Genomic DNA, 17,989 nt, shown 5'->3' with positions numbered 1-17,989 from the left:
AAACAAAACATTAATATAAAAATTTATCAATATAACTTATTGTGTACAAAGTCATTTTTAGGATTAAGGGAGAATATGGCACATCATTTAGAGAATTAAGACAGGCTGGTTTTACGCCAATTTACTTTAGAAGAGATAGAGGGGAAGAATATTACATTACTTTATTCAGAGGTAAGGATTTAAGTGAGGTGAAGGAGGCAATTCTAGATCTATCTTACTATTTATCTAAATATGGCAAATATGGAGATCGCAACTTTGCAACGATATATGAGATAAAGAATCAAAATTTTGGCAAGGTGGCAGGAGGAGCTTTAGGTGCGCTCGCGGGTTATTATCTTGGTGGATTAGCTGGATTATTTATAGGTGTGATCGGGGGAATATTTTTAGGTGAGTTAGTAGATATTGAAATGGGAGAAAAGTTAGTTGGTGTTTTAGGATGGCCCACGCCAATAAGCAGATAAGAAAGAGGTTAATAAGCATATCCTTAGGGGTAGTATTATTAATGACCTCAGCATTTCTAATAGGAAAGACTGGAATAAATAGTGAACAATTACAATCAGCTCTATTTTTTGGGATAAGTCCAATTCTGTTTTACATGTTGGGGATTGTATTCGGAATAGAGAGGATAGTGTTTGGAGCTACTGGAAGTGAGAAGCTATTTAGATTATTAGCGGGTGATGGTGAGCTCTATTATACGGCTCTCCTAGGAGTATTCTTCATATTTATAATATCTGGAGTATTAATTTTGGCATATACACCTATAATAGCTGGAATTCTTGAAAAAGTATTAGAGCTTATTAATGGATTAAGTTTCCTTGCTCTTTCAGCAACTTTGTTTATGAGATCTTAATACAATTTATTACCTCCCAAGGTCCTAATTCTTTCCTTTCAATTACTTTTAAGGAGTTCTCTTGAAGCAAATTCATATAGTAATCGTAATGTCTTAAATTTACTTTCCACCAGCGGGATAGTATCTTAGCTATTAATGAGTTTACATTAGCTAAAACTGCTATGCTACATTTTCCGTTAGATTTGAGTACTCTAGATATTTCCCTTATGGCAAAAGATGGATTAGGTAACATGTGTAAAACTAATGTAGAAGAAATTCCATCAGCAACTCCTGACTTAAGAGGAAGGTTATTAGCATCAGCTCTTACTGCTATAACTTTAGGTCTCTTTCTCTTCATATACATTAAAAACCGTAAAGATACGTCAATTCCAATACAAGTCTTACAAGTCAGAAAATCAAAAATCTTACCTGTACCAGTTCCTACATCGACTATTAAATCACCATCTATAAATTCACCAATTTCTCTTAGAAAAGACACATAAGTCTTTCCGGAAGTGATCAGAAACCCTAATGGAGCCCATACATTTTCGTAAATTGGGGTTATTCTTTCTAATAACTTATCAACCTCAATATCCTTTAACAAGAAATCGTAAATCTTATCCTCGATTATATTAAATTTGTGACCCTTTTCACATTCCAATTTCTCATTTACATCAGTTCCATCAATGGGACAAGAGAATATCACACTATATAACTAAAAATCAACTTTATTAAATCTCTGTTAGTAAGAATTTTAACCTTGTCCTTAACTCTCGTTCTAATTATTAGACTGCCAACATTTCTCTCCATCATTAAATTAACTGCTTCAGTTACCTCATTATTATCCTCTACGGTAACTAAATTTGCATTCATAATTTTTTCAACCATCGTATTTCCAGTTATTGAGTCATAGGAATAGGCTATATCCCTTGCACTAACTATACCTAGTGCGATCCCATTAACTATTGGCAAATGCCTAATGTTATTTTTAAGCATAATTTCTATACAAGTTGAGATCTTCGTAAAGGGTTGGACTACTATTGCGTCTTTACTAATACCTTCTATCTTTTCCTTTACTGAACTCCAATTAAAAGCCTTTACAACATCCTTTTCAGTTATAATATATTTTCTCCTATATATTACAAAATCTGAGTTCTCGCTAATCATCATTCTCACTATACTTTTAACGCTATTATCCTCGACAAATATTGGCCTTTTTAACCTTAGTTCATTCAGTCTTACTTCTAATTTATTTTCTAAAATTTGCCTAATAGCATTCTCTATCGTAAAAATACCTATTATATTATCTGAATTGCTTACTACTAATCTTCTCACATTATTTCTTCTCATGAAGTATAAAGCATCTATTACATACGCATTAGGATCTAATGATATAATCTCTGATCCACTAATCTGAACTGACATTTTTAACTCCTAGCATATTCATCAAATTATAAAGAGTTAGCAATAAAGCGTTATCTGATGTTACTTCTACTTTCACATTATCTACTCGTAAAGTTCTAATCGTCTTTTGACACTCTTTTTTTATATCGTTTATAACTTGTTTACTTACAGCTTCAATCTCATTTACACTGTTAATAAAATATTTCTTACCTATTTCCATATTCGAAAAACCCTCGACTAGGATAATATCTACTGGGAGAAGAGTAATTAAGGTAAGGGAGGATACGGTAGGCATAAATAGAACTGACTCTTCTTCACCTTCTTGAAATAGAATTAAATCAGCTCCAGAGTTTCTATACCTATAAGTGTCCTTTCCAGCTAGGTCCAACTTATGATGAGAATGTTTAACTACTGCTACTTTGAAATTGTCCTTCTTAATCTCCCTTAAGATATTTTCAATAACACTGGTCTTTCCAGTATCTTTTTTACCTACAATATGAAATATGCACACCATATCATATATTAATGTGAAGTAAAATATTAAATTGTGACATTAATCCCTATTGAAGAGGCTAGAAAAATAATTAACAATACAAGTTTTCAGATAAAGAAAAGAGATAAGGATGTTGAGATATTTCAAGCATTAGGTAAAATAGTAACAGAAGACGTATTCGCAATAAAAAGTATACCAGAAAGACCGTTATCTGCAATGGATGGATACGCTATCAAATATGAGGATTATTTAAAGTATGGAAAGTTAAGAGTAATAGGGAAGCTCTATCCAAATACATCGAATATTCCAGAATTGAATGAGGGAGAGACTTATTACGTAACCACTGGTTCACCCTTGCCAATAAATGCAGATAGTGTAGTGCCTATAGAAAACTCTAAACTTGAGGGAGAGTATGTTATATTTAAAGGAGAGATAAAAAAAGGTAAGAACATAAGGAAAGAGGGAGAAGATATTAGCGTAGGGCAAATTATATTACGAAAAGGTACTGAAGTAAGCCCTTATCATTTAGGAATTCTAATACAACAACAAATCTTTCGTATTAACATTTCGGATTTAAGGTTTGCAATTTTTGCAAATGGAGATGAAATAACTAGCTTTGAAAATCCAGAGAATAATAAGGTAATAGATTCCATTTCGCCAATACTAATCAAAATTCTCGAGAAATTCGGTACCGTGAAATATATGGGAGTAGCAAAGGACGATTTAAATGATGTAATTGAAAAAATTGAAAGATCTTTGGAAATTTCTGATGTAATAATATCTATAGGAGGATCTTCAGTTGGCGAAAAAGATTACGTGAAAAAAGCCATAAATAAGCTGGGAGAGTTGCTATTTGATGGTGTAACTGTAAACATAATCAAAAGAGGTAGTGTAGGCAAGATTCAAGGAAAACCGATCTTGGTACTACCAGGACAAGTTGTATCTGCCGTAACTGCATTTCATGAATTTGGACTTTCCATAATGTCTAATGTACTAGGCACCAATCTAAAGAGATTTATAAAAAGTACTCTTGCAGAGGACATCTATGTTAATCACTCTATGGATTCGATATACTTATTTGACGTAGAAGGAAACCTAGCATTTCCACTTAGATGGGGTGTAGGTTTGTATAGCGAGTTAGCTAAAGCTAATGGATTTACAATTCTGAAGAGAAGTGTAACTTATAAGAAAGGGGAAGAAATTGAACTACAACTACTCATATGACGTTATAATACTAGCTGGGGGATTATCGAAAAGATTTGGAATCGATAAGTGTTGTTTCGAGATAAATTCGAAAACAATGTTAAGTAGATTACTGGAACAATTCGATAATCCTATCGTAGTATCCAGATCATCTAGGAAGATTAAAAAAGGAATTTTAGTTGTGGAAAACGGTGAATATGAAGGACCTATTAAGGGAGTTAAAGAAGGATTAAAATACGTACGAAGAGACAGAGTTTTTATTACTGGATGTGACTTCCCGTTTCTTACTAGAAGCTTCGCGGATTATGTATGCAGTAAACCATACGATATTGTAATTCCATATAATGATAGACCACAACCACTGTTAGCTTGTTACTCTACGGGGCTGCTCAATAGAAATATTGATAAAATTAATAGACTTATGGAGTTGATCGAACTCTCTAGTACAGTGTATTTTATTGGTACTGAAGAACTATTGAAAATAGATCCTCTTCTATATAGTTTGGTTAATATTAATAGTATAATAGATCTGATTTATAGGCCAATCAGAGTAAAAACTAGATCAAATTTAATTATTAGGTAACGAAAAATACTTTCTTGCTATAGAGATTAAGGTTTCACCATAAAAAAGTTCATTGGCAAAACACATTCTATCACTAAAGAAGAATAAAAAGTTTTTAGTATATAACTGTAGTATCTTTAAAAGTAAAGGATAATATACATTGTTATTCTGAGAATATGTCATAGTAAGCGTAATTTTTTTCCGATAATGTTCTACCAAGATTTCATTAGGAATGTTTATTAGGTATTTTAATGTGAATTTTAATCAGATACAAAATGGCCAAGAAGAAGAAAGAGCAAGGCGGACAACAACAAAGCGGTGGAGAGCAGAAAAAGAAGTAAAGACAACTTAGTTAACTTGCAGTAAAGTATTAAAGTTAACTCCTTTTTTATCTTTTATATCTCATGAAAATTTGTGCGTTATATTCTGGAGGAAAGGATAGCACGTATGCATTACATTGGGCAGTATTTAAGGGATTCGAGATCGTATGCTTAATAACGTTAATACCAAAAAGGGAAGACTCTTGGATGTTCCAATACCCTAATGTGATCTATACTAAATATCAGGCTGAAGCCATGGGTTTTAGGCTCCTTACATTTGAGACTTCAGGTGAGAAAGATAAGGAACTAGAAGATCTTAAAAAGGCGTTAATACAAGCTAAAAATGAAGGCGCTGTTGGTATAGTCAGTGGAGCGTTACTTTCAGATTACCAAAGGTTAAATATAAGCGTTATAGCTGAAGAGATAGGTCTAAAAACCTATACGCCACTCTGGAGAAAAACACAAGAGGAGTATGTGCGATGTTTAGTACGAGAAGGATTTAAATTCATAATAACATCAGCTTCGGCTTATGGCTTCCCATTTGATTTATTAGGTAAAGAAATTACAGCAGAAGATGTAGAGAAAATAATTGAGAGAGCAAGGATATACGGATTTAACCCCGCATTTGAGGGTGGAGAAGCTGAAACTTTTGTAACCTATGCTCCACTTTTCAAAACGCAATTAAGAGTGAAAGGTAAATTAAAAAGAATAAGTGAATATGAATGGAGATACGAAATAACAGATATACGTTAAAAAATTGTAGATTTATCGTAAATCATGATAAAATATTGGAAAACACTAACATAGTTGTACAAGATGGATATATAAAGGAAATAGGAAGAGAAGTTGAGGGAGACGAGTTAGATTGCTCAGAATACGTTGCAATACCTGGATTAGTTAACGCGCATACACATACTCCAATGGTAGCATTACGTGGATACTATGACGATGCTGAACTAACAGAATGGTTAGAAAAAATGTGGGAATTTGAAAAAGTTTTCAAAATAAATGAAATGAACATAGCCTCAGAACTGGCTGTAATGGAAATGCTATCAAAAGGAACTACAGCCTTCATAGATATGTATTTTAACCCTGAAGGGGTAAAAGAAATCGCCGAAAAGTACGGAATAAGAGCTTACGCGGGTTTTACGTTTCTCAATAGTTTATTTGATCCTTATGAGATAGATAAAAAACAAAGACAACTTAAAGCAAGCAGGTTATTCAAACCAATCGTAAATGTACATAGCATATATTCAACGTCTATAGACACTTTAAAATTAGCTAAACAACTCGCAGAAGAAACAAATACCTGGATTCACCTTCACATATCTGAGACTAGAAGTGAGATTTACGAGATAAAGAAAAAGTATGGTAAATTCCCAGTAGAGTTATTGAACGAACTGGAACTCGTGAGAAATACGCAATTAGTTCATCTAGGATGGGTCGCTAATTGGGAATTACGATATGTGACCCATGCAACCCACTGCCCTACTTCAAATATGAAGCTTGCTACCGCAGGTTCCTTTCCATTTAAAGAGTTAATAGAAAATGGAGTAAACGTAACTATAGGTACTGATGGAGCAGCAAGTAATAATTCGCTAGATATGTTTAGAGAAATGAAGAATGCAGTATTACTTCAAAGGCATTCATACTGGGATGTTGGAATAAAAGCATATCATGTATTTAAGGCTGCGACAGAAAATGGATATAAGCTTATTAATTTAAAAGGTGGAAAGATAGAGGAAGGTTATATCGCTGATATAGTACTATTGAAGAAAGATAAATTGTATCCGTTAAAAAAGGATAGGATTCTTTCAAATATTGTTTATTATGCTGTAGGTGAACATGTAGCAAAGGTTATAGTAAACGGAAGAATAGTTTATGACGAAGAAATAGAGAGAGAGTTTAATAGGAGAAGAAGAGAATTACTTGACCTTTTGGATAAGGTTATACCATAGGCCGTAAGGAAATGAGATTGCCAAAGCTAAACCTGGGATTAAATTTAGTAAATATTTCTTTGGTCCCTTATAATAGTAGATACCATAACCTATGAGTGGTAAATAGAGGAAAGCTAAGGGATGAAAAATAGCCGATAAAATTGCCAATATATAGTAACTGCCATAGTAAGAGTAACCCGTTAAAAAGATAACATCTGTAAGACCATCAAACATTAGCATGATGTCGTATTTACTCCTCCAAAGATTTCTCTTAGCTTCAACAATTGATGAAGATAAATTGAGCCTTGCGTGAACCTTATTAAGATGTAAGCATCTGCCGTCAGCTGGCTCTACTTTGTATCCGGCCTTTTTTAGTTTTGCGTAAAGCCATACATCCTCATCTCTTTCATATCGTTCATCAAAATAACCAATTCCTTTCTTAATTATCTCTAAATTAAGTCCCGCACATCCTAAATTAGGATTATTTTCAGATAAAGATAATGGGTTTTCAATTTCCTCTTCAGAATAAGCATAGTGCATCCAGCTATATGCTACTCCATTTTCCAATTTATTTACAATTTTATTAGCGTATCCGACGGGTATAACTACATCACTATCTAGCATGATTACGTATTTATCGTCAGTCAGTGAGAGCATCTTATTACGTAATCTAGCCATGTTAACCTTTTTCATTCTCTTATCCTTAATATAAACTAATTTATCCTTCAATTCTTGAAAAAAATTATAGATATCATTTCTTTCGCTATTATCATAAATTATAACCTTATCAACTGGTTGTGATAACGCTGAATTCACACTTCTTTTAACCCAATCTAGCCTATCATTAGGACCCACTGGTATTATAATCTGAACCATCTAGAAGTAATAATGAAATATGAGGAAAATAAAGGTTGCAGTAATAGCCCATGGCTTAGGAATGAGTAGAGGTTATAGTGGTGAGGGAAATATATATAAATCATTTTTTGAAATGCTAGAGGAAAGAAAAATAGATTATGTTACAATAAGCTTTGCAAAACCTTATGATACATCAATACCCTCAATATATACGTTACCTTTTCATTTACCAAAGCTAGATAAGTATCAAAGGTTATTGACCTATTATACGGCAAAAAAGGTAAAACCAGATTTGTACCTAAACGCATCCGGAGTTCCTATACCATTATCAGAAATAGCTCCACATGTAATTTACGCTGGAGCACCTTCAATAGCTAATTTGCCAAGCAAGTATACCAGATCTCTCTTTTGGAAACTTTATTTATTACCATTTCGTCTTGTTATAAATAAGATAAAAGACGAGGCGAAAAAAGCAAAGATAATAGCAAATTCTCGCTATTCAGCAAAGGCGATAGCTGAAGTTTATGAAATAAATGAGCCTAAAGTAATATATCCTCCAGTGGATATAGAATATTTCCAAAGAGCATATAGTGAGGAAAAAAGGGAAAATTTCTTTGTTACAATAGGAAGAATAGAAAGAGGGAAAATGCTTGAAAATTCAATCTTTTTAGCAGCTAAAAGTGGAGTTAAAGGCATAATCATCGGTTCCCTGAATGAAAAAGACTATCTGAATAAGTTAATTAAGCTTAAGAGAGAACTTAACGCTGACGTAGAAATTCTTACTGATTTATCAAGAGAGGAATTGCTTAAGGTGCTGTCACGGGCTAAAATCTATTTCCATGCAACGATAGGAGAGCATTTTGGTATACCAGTCATAGAAGCAATGGCAAGTGGAGTTATCCCAATAGTCCCTAAAGAGAGTGGGGCCTATGAAGTCGTTCCCGAATTCTCGTACTCAGACATAGAAGAAGCTGTTATTCTATTAAAGAGCTTATTGGAAAAGGAAAATATAGAGTTAAGAAGGGAAATGAGAAATAGGGCCCTAAATTTCAGTAAAGAAAACTTCAAGCGAAATATCTTCAACGAAATATCTTCTATAATTTTCTAGCAGTTATTACAGTAAACTTTTCCTTTAAAAGTTCAGTATAAGAGTAGTCCATCATATCTTTAGAATATTCATCAACTACCGGGTAAAGTTCCTTAAACTCTTCCTCAGTTAATTCTCTGTATTCATACGTCGGGACTCCGATTTTCTCTTCAAACAATTTTCTTGCATACTCCTTTGCTTCTCCTTCTAACTTATTAACAATCTCAATATACTCTTCGTTCTTCAGCGAATCGTATTCCTCACTAGAAATTAAACCCTCTACAAATAGTGCTTTTAGTAATCTCATCACCTCATATTTGGGTGGTTGCAATCCTAGCTTTGACGGGGAAACCTTGCCTCTTATATATATTCTACCCCTTACCATTCCCGTTCCCACGAAGTTTCCCACTGGTTCTCCGTTAAACCCCTTACCAAATACTATTATTACACCTCCAGCCATATATTCGCCTAAATAATCATCAACAATACCGCCTATTATAAGATAAGGTCGTTTATCCTTATACTCCCTCATTTGAATACCAACCCTATTTCCAGCATTACCCTTAACGAAAATCTTACCATTCTGAAAAGTCTGAGCTAAAACGTCTCTCGCGTCACCGTAAATCACTACTTTTCCTCCATGCATAGTATCACAACAATCATCAGCGACATTCCCATAGACGTAAAATTCATTACCCTCGTTTAGATTTGCCATAGCATTTCCTACTACACCATAAAGGTTGATTCTCAAATTGTTTATGTTTCTAGCCGGTAGGTTTATCCCAATATATCTATGACCTAAAACATTAGCGACTGTTATTTCTCTCTTTCCTTTTTCAGCTAACTTGAGAATCTCATAATTTAACTCCTTGTACCCTATATTATAGGCATTAATATCATACTTTTCTGGGACCATTATTGGTGGAGGAGAAAATGTCTTTAACTCTTCGTCGCTTCTTCCATACGATATAATACCCTTTTTATAGGATGCAATAAAGTAAGAACCAGGTTTAAGCGTCCAAACTTTAGCTTTAGGGCTTATTTCCCTAATTTCATTCTCCTCGCTTGCTACATAATAATACGACTCATCCTCACCAACTATTGCCGGCCTAAACTTAGATCTATCGGCTATTGCTATCAAATATAAATCATCACCTGAATCGTAACCAATAATTGCTGTAAAGGGACCATCGAGCCTAGCATTTCTATACAAATAATCAATATCTTTGGGTAAGGCATTGAATCTTCTTGATGGATTAATTAGAATCTTTACTGCCTCTTCAATAGTTAAACCTTCAGCAATGAGTTCCTCAAATAAGAAAGCTAATACTTCACTATCAGTTCCTACAAAACTACTTAGCCCTCTTGAATTCAAATATTCTACGTTAGCTCCGAATGAACTAACATCGCCATTGTGGACTATAGCAACATTAAACGAGGAAAAGGGATGAGACCAAAATGGATAGTAGCCAGGAGAATTGGTGGGTTGTCTGGTATGTGCAAGCCATAAATCACCTTCTAACTCCTCAACACGATATTTTTCTGCTACATCTCTAGGATATCCAACACCTTTATACACATGAAGGGAGCTACCAACGCTATATATTCTGCCTTTCCTTTCTTTACCATTCCATATCATCTCATTTATATTCCTTATGGCCTTCCTAATCTCATTTATATCACCTAAGGCAATAAGATTACAATCACACAGAGTCGAATACTTGGTTAACAACTCAACGTTCTTAACTTCTACACCATACTTGCTAAACATCTCCTTTAGTTCAGCTGGGTTTCCCTCATAAAACGCTTTAATAACATAATAGTTTCTTTTTTCCAAATTAAATACAGCAAATCCGGCTCCTTTATCACTACCTCTGTATCTAACTCTATCTATTGCTCTTACAACTAAATTTCCTTTGACTTTTGGAGAATTTCTTTTCCTTAAGATCGCAAAAACACCACAATCAGAAGGATAGTATTCAACCATCATAAAGACCCCGCTGGTTTTATTCTAAGTGCTCTCCTTATAGAATAGTTCAAATTGATAGAACGTAATAACTCCCGGTTACCGGTCAAAGTAGATTGGACGCTATAAACTCCAGCTGCACCTGCCAGCAAAGCTATTTCCTTCTTCATTCCAGCTATAAGACTGAAGGCTTTCTCTTTCAAATTTCCTTTATTTCCCTCACCTATGGCTTTTTCTAAAATAAAATAAGGCATAATAACAGAATCAGCACCTAATAGAACTAATTTAAAAGCATCCGCAGAATGTCTGAGTCTACTCGATTTAGCCAAAATATCATAATGATTTCTAACACCGACTTCCTTTAATTTAGTATCTAAAGCACTAACTACCAATTCCAAATCACTATTGCCACTATCCTCATCAACTATAAACCCTTGAACGCCCATTCCAATTACTTCGTCTATTACGTTTTCATCTGCAGGTATCAGAAGATATGAGTTCTCGTAGATGTCACTCTTACTCCATCTAGCAATACCTTTCCCATCACTACTTATGAACACTTCTGCATATTTGTCAATAGTTTCATAGTCGAAAACTGCTGAAGATAAAGCTAGAGCACTCCAACTAAACGCTTCCTTATACTCTAAAGGAGCATCAGTAATATCGAAGATTATTGGGAGTGATAGGTATATATCTCCACCTTTAAGATAAAAGGAAGTATCTACATCTTCTCTATAGGGATCTATTGAAGGTCTAGTAACCTGGGCTCCATCCGATCTAAGCCAATCAATTATTCTAGCGGGTTTCTCTACGTCAGGTGGTGCAGTACTACCCATACTAGTTATTACTGGATTTCCCTTATTCATCAGTTCATGCATGTAAGCAGTAAGTCTCCTATTCCATAACTCTCCCAATTTAGGATTTACTTCATCCTCCGTACCTTCAATTCCTAGAATTTCTAACGTATCTTTACTCAAACCATGGCCATAAAGTAACTCTCTTTTACCTCTAAGTTCCTTAATATCACTTAAACCTAAATTATCTAAAATATTAGCTAACTCCATGGAAAATCCATTGATAAAATTAACTAACATTTTAACGCCGAATTCTACATCAACTACTCTAGTTCCATCAATCTTTGCAGTTAAACCTGTAGGGCATGAACCTACATGGCACTTATGCACCATTACACAACCCATAGCTATTAAGGCCCCGGTACCAACGCTCACCACGTCAGCACCTAAAGCAAATAGTTTAGCAGCATCCGTTGCTGACGAAACTCTACCAGCGGCTATAATAGTAAATTTATCCCTAAGGCCTTCTCTCCTTAAAATCTTATCAGCTGAAGCTACGGCCAGTTCTATTGGTATTCCAACGTTATCTCTTATTACAACAGGAGTAGCACCAGTCCCTGCTCCATGACCATCTATTATAACACCATCTGCCCCCATTCTGGCAATACCAGAAACTATGTAAGGAATATAATTAGTTGCAGCTACTTTAACAAAAACCGGCTTTCCAGTTGCTTCTTTTAATGCTTCTATCCTTTGTCCCAGATCCTCAATGGAATAAATATCATGGTGAGGAGCTGGAGATATAGCGTCTATACCGATTGGAATTCTTCTAGTGACAGATATAGGCTCAGTAACTTTATTGCCCGGTAAATGACCACCAATTCCGGGCTTAGCCCCTTGGCCAATTTTTATAACGATGCCCATACCAGCAGTTAAAACTCTAATATCAACACCAAATCTAGCTGACGCCCACTGCACAAAAATTCTCTTATGCTTAGCAACCTCAGGATGTAGGCCACCTTCACCCGTGCCAGCAAGAGTTTCTGTTAAATCAGCTGCAGTAGCAATTGCTATATTGGGATTACCACTTAAGGCTCCATACGACATGTCACCTAGATATAAAGGAGACTTCATGTAAATTCCAGAAAATTCTAGCTCCAGATTAGCCTTTGGGGTTAAAGAAATTGAAGGTGATTTATCAAGTTTAAATTTAACTTTGTCCAATATTCTTAAAGAATTCATATCCTCATTGAATATTTTATAAGGCCTGCCAGTTAAAGAGAGGTACCTAATGTGTTCTATCTTTTCCACAGTCCAAAATTCATCATTAAATTGTTTTGGTATTGGCAGATATTTGTTGTATACGAGCAAGCTAACCGCGAGATAACTATAATGAAATATATTATATAACTGTTTATGTGAAATAGTATTGTAATGTATGGTTTCAATTTATTATAATTTAATATCGTTGAACTACCTTATAAGTTCGTAAATGAAACCTTACATTAACGAAAATTAAAACTAATTATTGAGTATTCCATAAGATTTATGAATAATTTTTAATCATAGCCTATAACATTAGAAAGAATTATATGAATATTCATCAGAGTATGAAAAGTATTCTTCGATAAAAAAAGAGAGCTCAATAGTTGGTATTATAATAATAATTTATAGTAATAAGCAATTTTACTCTATGAGATAAAACTTTCACAGTTAGCTTTCAGATAAAAAGATGTATGCGGCCGCCGGGATTTGAACCCGGGATCACCGGCTTGGGAGGCCGGCGTCCTAATCCAGCCTAGACTACGGCCGCATCTTTACTAAAAATTGTTTATAAAAGGTTTATTTTAAGCTTTCTGATTATCAGTTTTTCCAGCGATAATCATCAAATCATTGGACCCTCTCATCATCACATACAAATTCCTTCCTAACCCTAAAAACTAAGCTCTACGCTATATGATACATTATAAAGACAAAAATTTAATCTCTTCTAATCGCATCAATCGCTGTAAGCTTTGCAGCCTTCCAAGCTGGATAAATCCCCGCTATTAAACTCACAGCAACTGCTACTATTAATGCTATTAAAATAGCTTCTATCGAAATAACTGGTTTAAATGTAAAGAAAGATGAAGATGAAGTAGATGCACTACCAAATCTCCCAAAACCACCCCCTCTAAATCCGCCTGTGTTTGTATTGACTGAACTACTAGACACAGATTGAGATGTTATCGCTGATAAAAGATCGATAAACGAAGTACCCACTAATCCTACCAATACACCTACTATTCCCCCAATTAATCCTATAATCCCAGATTCTGCCAAGAAAACTAAAAGAATATCTCTAGTTGTCAACCCTACTGTTTTCATTATACCTATTTCTCTTATCCTCTGATACACTCTGCTTAACATTATTGCCATTATCCCTACAGCACCTACGAAAAGAGATATTGATGCAACTGATATTAATAGAAAACTAAATCCAGACGTAATAGTAGATACTGTATTAATTAATTGCTGGACTGAGATCACACTATATTGATTACCATATATTTCTCCAATAAGGTTCACTATATTATTAACATCGTTAACTGATTGAGCCTCAACTATCAATTCGCTATACGAAGTTCTGTTTAGAATAGCCATCGCTTCGCCTAAAGGTAGAAATATAGAAGTTTCAGAATTAGATAAAGGATTAGCACCTGATGGCGACAGTACTCCTACAACTTCTAACGTTACACTATTACCCCTAGAAATTTGAACGGTAATTGTATTACCTGGAGAGAAGAAAACACCAGGGACAGGGTTTGCCACTTCCGATCCAATTACAGCTTCTGGAGAAGTAACTGGAGGATAAACTGACCCACTTTCTAGTAGTACTTGACCAAGAAGTGCAGATAAGTTATCTACTCCAATTATACTGACTCCTAATGGTTGTCCTTCAGCATTTATTTCGCCGAAACCACTAACTACTGGATAAACTGCTTTTATTCCTGGCAAACTCGCTATGGTTGCTACACTAGCTTGAGTCAAACTTGCACCACCCCTAGGTAAAACCAAAATTGTATTAGGTCCTAGTGCCTCCACAACTGATAAGATAGATTGGCTCACACCTTGAGTAAAAGCTACTAGAATAGTTACACTAGCTACTCCTATCATAACTGATATTATAGCTAAAATCGCTATTGCTTTCCTAGATACTAATCCCTTGTATGCTAGCCATAAAATGTCTAATGAATTCATCAAAAATCACCTCCTTCTTCTTAAAAATACTATCACTAAGACTATAACTATAATTATTGCGATTATTATGCCTAATATATCTATTAGGGATGTGTGTGAACTATTGCTACTCCTAAACGACGAGCTAAAGAAACTAGAAGAACTATTTGAAACTTGTAACGTGATGTTTGAATATGAATGTAAAACTTGCCCAATATCGTTAGTATAAGTATACTCTATAGGAATAACATAAGAACCTGGCTTAGTGGAGTTAAGTATTCTAAATGCAAAGGTAAATGTAGATGACGTATCTGAACCTAAATTACCCACATAGTAAGTGTTTTGGCCTATTACCACAATACCTTTAGGTGGAAATACTGTTACTGTGAGCCCGTTTGCAGGACCAGTACCAAAATTATAGATTGTTGCAGTAACTGAAACTATACTACCTCTTACTGCTATCGAAGGAACAGTGGAAACACCAGTTATTATAATATTAACTGAGCCTGCTGCCAACTCATTAATAACCTCTTGAGCTTGCTTCAGTTGTCCCGTTTGATAATATGAGATACTAGCACTTACGCTAATAATTCCAGCGCTTTGCGTATACACTTCTACTGGAATGTATAATTTTTGTAATGGTTGAAGCATAGGTAGAGTTATTGTAGTTATATTAATATAAAGTGTTCCTTGAGTAGCTAATGATATAGTAACGTTATACAGTGGTTGATTTAATGTGTTTTGTATTGCAATATTTGTATACTCTACTTGGCCAGTTAGTAATGTAGAAGAATTAAATTGAATTAAAATTGGTATAGTTGGTGAATTAATTTGCATAATATAAATTGGAACTGTAATCTGTTCTTGCCTTTCTATATTACCTTGGTAATAAACAATTGAAATTGAAATTGAATAGGTTCCCGGGTTTTGAGCATAGACAGTTATTGGTAACTTGTATTGAGAATTAGCCCTCAATGATGCTAAGTTGAACGCAGTAGAGTTTATATAAATTGATGATGAAAGGGTAGCTGATATATTATACAACGTAGTATTTAACGTGTTTGACAGTACAAGATACGTTGTTGCGAATATATTTGGTGATATTATGGCTGGATTTAAAGTGGTTATAATAGGGATACTTGGTGATATTAAGGGAGAAACGTAAAGACCTATTTGTTGTTGATATTGCGACTGTTGATAAACTGAATTTAAATAAGATATTGAAATGGCTAATTGTATAGGAGTTCCTTGATAACTAGACGGCACATAAACTTCTAAAGGTATTTTGACCGATTGGTTTGGAGATAGTAATTGTATTTTAGGTATGTTATTAAGAATAGATACTTGTTGGGATGAAACTGAAAGGGATAGATTATATATACTTCCAGTCCCTACATTCGATATAACTAAAGTGATATTATTAACTTCTCCTGCATATAGTAAAGAGGTTTCTGGAGAAACTTCTATATTTGGTTGACCCGTAAGGAACACAGTAAATGTCATATATTGTACTGTATTTACAATAACACCGTTACCTTCTATAGTGTTCCAAGTTATCTTTAAGGGGATAGTATATGCACCTAAAGATGCATTATGAATGTTAATAGTAAATGGTACTGTGAATTCCTCATAAGGTTGCAATGGGCCACCATTAACATAAACGGAATTTCCACCAGTTATATTAGTAAACCCATTCGGTAACGTAAGTTGAATTGAATAGCTAGTTACTTGAACTGGACCAGTATAAATTAATTGAAGGGTTATTGGGACTCCTAACTGATTTGAACCAGCGGGGAGGATAACATACGGAGTTATTAGCTTCCCTCCTATAGTTTGATTACTGTTAATTACTACTGAAACGTTTAGCGAATGATATGCACTATATACTAAAGCCGTAAGTGGTATTTTATATGTACCAATCGTTGCATTATTATAAATATTTGCTATTGCTTGAACAGAAACTGAAGATTCTGCATTAATAATTGGTATATTTATCTCTTTAGTTATGAATTGCAATGGATATGTTGAGTTTAAGAATAGAGTTACGTTAGTAGCAGTAACAGTACCAGTATTATATATTACTAAATTTATTGGAACGTATTGTTCTCCCGGAAATATTGTACCGCTAGTTTGGGCTATTGCAGAAAGTTGTACATATCCGAGAATAGGGATTTGTACTGGAATCGTCTGTGTCTGTTCAACTCCATTTTCCAGATATATTACTTGGAGATAGAAATTATATACACCTAAAGGTATATTAGGTGTAATATTTCCAATGAATATGAACGAATACTGCTGATTGGGAAGTATTGAGGAAAGAGTGTATGTTTGTGTAGATGGATATACTATAAAAGGACCACTTTCTACTGGAAAAATTTCCACATTAGTTATATTCCCATTTCCGTGATATACTAAATTCACTTGTAACTGTACTAATTTTTCACCTGGAGTTACATAAGGTGGAGAGGTAAGCCATTGTGAAGATGCTGAAAAAGATGATTGGGTACCGGAGGACGCTAATGGAATAAATAGTAGTGATAGTAGAAATAGTGATACAATAATAAGAGATAGTGCTTTACTCATTCTGTATCACCTCTTTCTCAATTAACCCATCTCTAATATACACAATTCTATCAGCATATTTCATCATATCGGGATCATGAGTAGCCATTATAATAGTTACCTTTTTTTCATCATTCAACTTCTTCATTAACTCCACTATTGCCTCACCAGTTTTCGAATCTAGATTTGCAGTGGGTTCATCTGCAAGTAATATTTTGGGATCGTTAGCTAACGCTCTGGCTATAGCAACCCTCTGTTGCTGGCCCCCGGATAACTCATTAGGCTTTTTATTCTTAAGTTCTAACATACCGGGTATCATAGATAGAATCTCTTCTGCTTTTTCCTTCCTTTTCCATACAGGAATTCCTACAGCTGCTAAAGCTAATTCAACGTTCTCAAGAACTGTTAGATACGTAATTAAATTATATGACTGAAATACAAAACCTATATATTTTCTTCTAAAAATTGCTCTTTTATCTTCGTCAAAATTTGTAACATCGCTTCCATCTATTATTATTTTACCAGCACTAGGTGAATCTAAAAGACCTAGCAAGTCTAAAAGGGTTGTCTTACCAGATCCAGAAGGACCTGCAATAACGAGAAACTCTCCTTTCTTTACTTTCAAAGTTACTCCTCTTAATGCAATGTATTCAATATTCTTAGTTTTGTATACTTTCTTTAAATCTATTGCATCGATTAAGATATCGGTCATATAATCGACTTTCTTGACAGCTCTAAAAAATCTTTTGCTAATAATT

General features: G+C 34.3%; 16 protein-coding genes and 1 tRNA gene. 7 read left to right on the top strand and 10 right to left on the bottom strand.

All coding sequences use genetic code 11. The features are described from left to right. Positions 1-41: 41 nt before the first annotated feature. Entirely contained in the window at positions 42-461 is a 420-nt protein-coding gene (locus GFS03_RS08405; protein ID WP_153423414.1) for a hypothetical protein, read from the top strand. Next, positions 437-850, top strand: coding sequence for a hypothetical protein (locus tag GFS03_RS08400; protein WP_153423413.1), 414 nt, complete (start codon positions 437-439; stop codon positions 848-850). Before GFS03_RS08405 ends, GFS03_RS08400 begins: the two co-directional genes overlap by 25 nt. Here GFS03_RS08400 and GFS03_RS08395 read toward each other — a convergent pair. Genes GFS03_RS08395 through mobB form a run of 3 tightly spaced genes read right to left on the bottom strand, consistent with a single transcriptional unit; the run spans position 837 to position 2,747 of the window. Continuing rightward, a complete protein-coding gene (locus GFS03_RS08395; protein WP_153423410.1) occupies positions 837-1,535 on the bottom strand; it encodes a class I SAM-dependent methyltransferase in 699 nt (232 codons plus the stop codon). The two genes, GFS03_RS08400 and GFS03_RS08395, sit on opposite strands and share 14 nt — an antisense overlap. Beyond that, positions 1,532-2,254, bottom strand: a complete 723-nt coding sequence (locus GFS03_RS08390) for a CBS domain-containing protein (RefSeq protein WP_153423409.1) — start codon at positions 2,252-2,254, stop codon at positions 1,532-1,534. The genes GFS03_RS08395 and GFS03_RS08390 overlap by 4 nt, the downstream gene beginning before the upstream one ends. Next, positions 2,238-2,747 (bottom strand): molybdopterin-guanine dinucleotide biosynthesis protein B, encoded by a 510-nt coding sequence (mobB, locus tag GFS03_RS08385; RefSeq protein WP_153423407.1) that lies wholly within the window; start codon positions 2,745-2,747, stop codon positions 2,238-2,240. Before mobB ends, GFS03_RS08390 begins: the two co-directional genes overlap by 17 nt. Positions 2,748-2,780: 33 nt before the next feature. Between mobB and GFS03_RS08380 the strand changes: the two genes are divergently transcribed. The 4 genes from GFS03_RS08380 to GFS03_RS08365 all read left to right on the top strand — a co-directional run bounded on the left by GFS03_RS08380 (position 2,781) and on the right by GFS03_RS08365 (position 6,769). Then, positions 2,781-3,950, top strand: coding sequence for a molybdopterin molybdotransferase MoeA (locus tag GFS03_RS08380; RefSeq protein WP_153423405.1), 1,170 nt, complete (start codon positions 2,781-2,783; stop codon positions 3,948-3,950). Beyond that, on the top strand, positions 3,928-4,512 hold the full coding sequence (locus tag GFS03_RS08375) for a molybdenum cofactor guanylyltransferase (RefSeq protein WP_153423403.1): 585 nt from the start codon (positions 3,928-3,930) through the stop codon (positions 4,510-4,512). The genes GFS03_RS08380 and GFS03_RS08375 overlap by 23 nt, the downstream gene beginning before the upstream one ends. 383 nt (positions 4,513-4,895) lie before the next feature. Then, a complete protein-coding gene (locus GFS03_RS08370) occupies positions 4,896-5,564 on the top strand; it encodes a diphthine--ammonia ligase (RefSeq protein WP_153423401.1) in 669 nt (222 codons plus the stop codon). Beyond that, on the top strand, positions 5,534-6,769 hold the full coding sequence (locus GFS03_RS08365) for an amidohydrolase (RefSeq protein ID WP_153423399.1): 1,236 nt from the start codon (positions 5,534-5,536) through the stop codon (positions 6,767-6,769). The genes GFS03_RS08370 and GFS03_RS08365 overlap by 31 nt, the downstream gene beginning before the upstream one ends. On the opposite strand, the gene GFS03_RS08360 is transcribed toward GFS03_RS08365, so the two are convergent. Continuing rightward, on the bottom strand, positions 6,737-7,624 hold the full coding sequence (locus GFS03_RS08360; protein ID WP_153423398.1) for a glycosyltransferase family 2 protein: 888 nt from the start codon (positions 7,622-7,624) through the stop codon (positions 6,737-6,739). The two genes, GFS03_RS08365 and GFS03_RS08360, sit on opposite strands and share 33 nt — an antisense overlap. A gap of 19 nt (positions 7,625-7,643) precedes the next feature. Between GFS03_RS08360 and GFS03_RS08355 the strand changes: the two genes are divergently transcribed. Beyond that, complete coding sequence (locus GFS03_RS08355) at positions 7,644-8,711, top strand: glycosyltransferase (RefSeq protein WP_153423396.1); 1,068 nt, start codon at positions 7,644-7,646, stop codon at positions 8,709-8,711. Here the strand turns inward: GFS03_RS08355 and GFS03_RS08350 are convergent. The 6 genes from GFS03_RS08350 to GFS03_RS08325 form a co-directional block, all read right to left on the bottom strand. Then, positions 8,698-10,677 carry a class II glutamine amidotransferase gene (locus GFS03_RS08350; RefSeq protein ID WP_153424575.1) on the bottom strand — a complete coding sequence of 660 codons (1,980 nt, stop codon included), beginning with the start codon at positions 10,675-10,677 and terminating at the stop codon, positions 8,698-8,700. The two genes, GFS03_RS08355 and GFS03_RS08350, sit on opposite strands and share 14 nt — an antisense overlap. Beyond that, positions 10,677-12,821: an FMN-binding glutamate synthase family protein gene (locus GFS03_RS08345; RefSeq protein WP_153423394.1), complete on the bottom strand. Its 2,145-nt coding sequence runs from the start codon at positions 12,819-12,821 to the stop codon at positions 10,677-10,679. The genes GFS03_RS08350 and GFS03_RS08345 overlap by 1 nt, the downstream gene beginning before the upstream one ends. Before the next feature lie 366 nt (positions 12,822-13,187). Continuing rightward, positions 13,188-13,263: transfer RNA gene (locus GFS03_RS08340), tRNA-Gly, on the bottom strand. A 167-nt stretch (positions 13,264-13,430) separates the two neighbouring features. Continuing rightward, positions 13,431-14,693, bottom strand: coding sequence for an ABC transporter permease (locus tag GFS03_RS08335; protein WP_181443743.1), 1,263 nt, complete (start codon positions 14,691-14,693; stop codon positions 13,431-13,433). A 3-nt stretch (positions 14,694-14,696) separates the two neighbouring features. Then, positions 14,697-17,252, bottom strand: coding sequence for a hypothetical protein (locus GFS03_RS08330; RefSeq protein WP_153423390.1), 2,556 nt, complete (start codon positions 17,250-17,252; stop codon positions 14,697-14,699). Next, positions 17,245-17,943, bottom strand: coding sequence for an ABC transporter ATP-binding protein (locus GFS03_RS08325; RefSeq protein ID WP_153423388.1), 699 nt, complete (start codon positions 17,941-17,943; stop codon positions 17,245-17,247). Before GFS03_RS08325 ends, GFS03_RS08330 begins: the two co-directional genes overlap by 8 nt. Positions 17,944-17,989: the final 46 nt, after the last annotated feature.

It is taken from the genome of Sulfolobus sp. E5-1-F (assembly GCF_009601705.1).
GTDB lineage: Archaea > Thermoproteota > Thermoprotei_A > Sulfolobales > Sulfolobaceae > Saccharolobus.
This window is presented reverse-complemented; position numbering and strand designations above follow the sequence as displayed.